Source organism: Nitrosomonas sp. Nm166 (assembly GCF_900112825.1).
Classification (GTDB): Bacteria; Pseudomonadota; Gammaproteobacteria; order Burkholderiales; family Nitrosomonadaceae; genus Nitrosomonas.
This window is the reverse complement of sequence record NZ_FONE01000122.1, coordinates 1-1,199: the sequence shown is the minus strand read 5'-3', so window position 1 is coordinate 1,199 and position 1,199 is coordinate 1. Positions and strand designations below refer to the sequence as shown.

2 protein-coding genes are annotated in these 1,199 nt (G+C 45.0%); both read right to left on the bottom strand.

Annotated features, from left to right (window positions below; translation table 11 throughout):
* Positions 1 to 150: 150 nt before the first annotated feature.
* Complete coding sequence (locus tag BM021_RS16420) at positions 151 to 492, bottom strand: transposase (RefSeq protein ID WP_256207965.1); 342 nt, start codon at positions 490 to 492, stop codon at positions 151 to 153.
* Positions 493 to 1,131 carry a transposase gene (locus BM021_RS15045; protein WP_256207964.1) on the bottom strand — a complete coding sequence of 213 codons (639 nt, stop codon included), beginning with the start codon at positions 1,129 to 1,131 and terminating at the stop codon, positions 493 to 495.
* Positions 1,132 to 1,199: the final 68 nt, after the last annotated feature.

Sequence of the window (1,199 nt, the reverse complement as noted above, 5' to 3'; positions counted from 1 at the left end):
AGGGCTTGTCGGAAAACTCAAAAGAGCTAAGAAAAACAAAAAACCAGCAACGACACATCAAGAAATCGCAGAATTAACAGAAAATAGAATCTCTGGAAGCCTTTTCTGCCGTCAATTTGCCTGATCTGGCAGATTGAGGGCGGATTTATCCTATGTATGGCACAACGTAATTCGATCAACCCCTAATGTCATTAGCCGCTTGAGATTGAATACCAGCGCCCGAATACCCACCTGAAACTGCACTTTCACCAATCCGCGATAGCGAACTTTTTTATTGCGATGCGCAAACACACGTTCATAAGGTGCGCGAATTGCTGATAACCAACGATCTTTATCGCGATTCTTCTCTTTCATATTGTTCTTCTTGATGGTCCCATCATGACAGCCTTTGCGCTTGAGTGTGATTTTGACAGGATTCAAACCATATCCTTTGTCTGCATAGACTGCGCCACCATTGGGGCAAACATGCTGAAAACCGTGTGCGTCAGTCACTCACGCAGAAGTTGCCGCAACCTTGTTAATCAAACCGCTCTGCATATCCACCGAAACATGCTCCTTGTAGCCAAACCAGTATTTGTTCTTCCCCTTACAGCCAAAGCGCGCTTGCTTGCCCGCCGCTACTTTCCCGGCAGTTTCGTTGTTGAACTGCTCGAGCCCTTGCTTGATCGCTCGATCCCGGTCGTCCCAGGTGGTTAATTTACTGATCAACTGACTCGCATCAACAAAAGTAAATATCTCCCGAATCAACCCCATGCCTTGCAAACTATTTCGTACTTGAGAAAAAATATCCATCAATCTCCCGATTCCGAGGCGCTTGCGAAAGTCACCAAAATAACTGTGATCCGGTGCTTCCTCTCCCAGATTCATATCACAAAACCATTTGCACGCAAGATTCTCCTGAAGATAGCGTTCCATCTCCCGATCACTCAGATCTTCCATGAATTGAATGATCAATGCTCGAATGGCAAATTCAAATCCTTTCTCCTTGCGACCTTTTGATGAATAAAGTCCTTGATAAGCTAAACTCAGCTTGTCGAATGCCAATAACTCATCCAGTTTGCGATAGGGATGATCCAGGGGTATCAGCGCATCCAGCGTAAGAAATAAGTTGCCTTGTTCTCTTTTCTTCATCAACAAATCCTGTCGGTTTTAACTTTCCGTAGTATCGCTTAATTTCTTGGCAATTTCCCGACAGTCCC

Excerpts from the sequence above, each read along its gene's own strand:
- BM021_RS15045 (WP_256207964.1), bottom strand. The coding sequence starts at position 1,131 with ATGAAGAAAAGAGAACAAGGCAACTTATTTCTTACGCTGGATGCGCTG.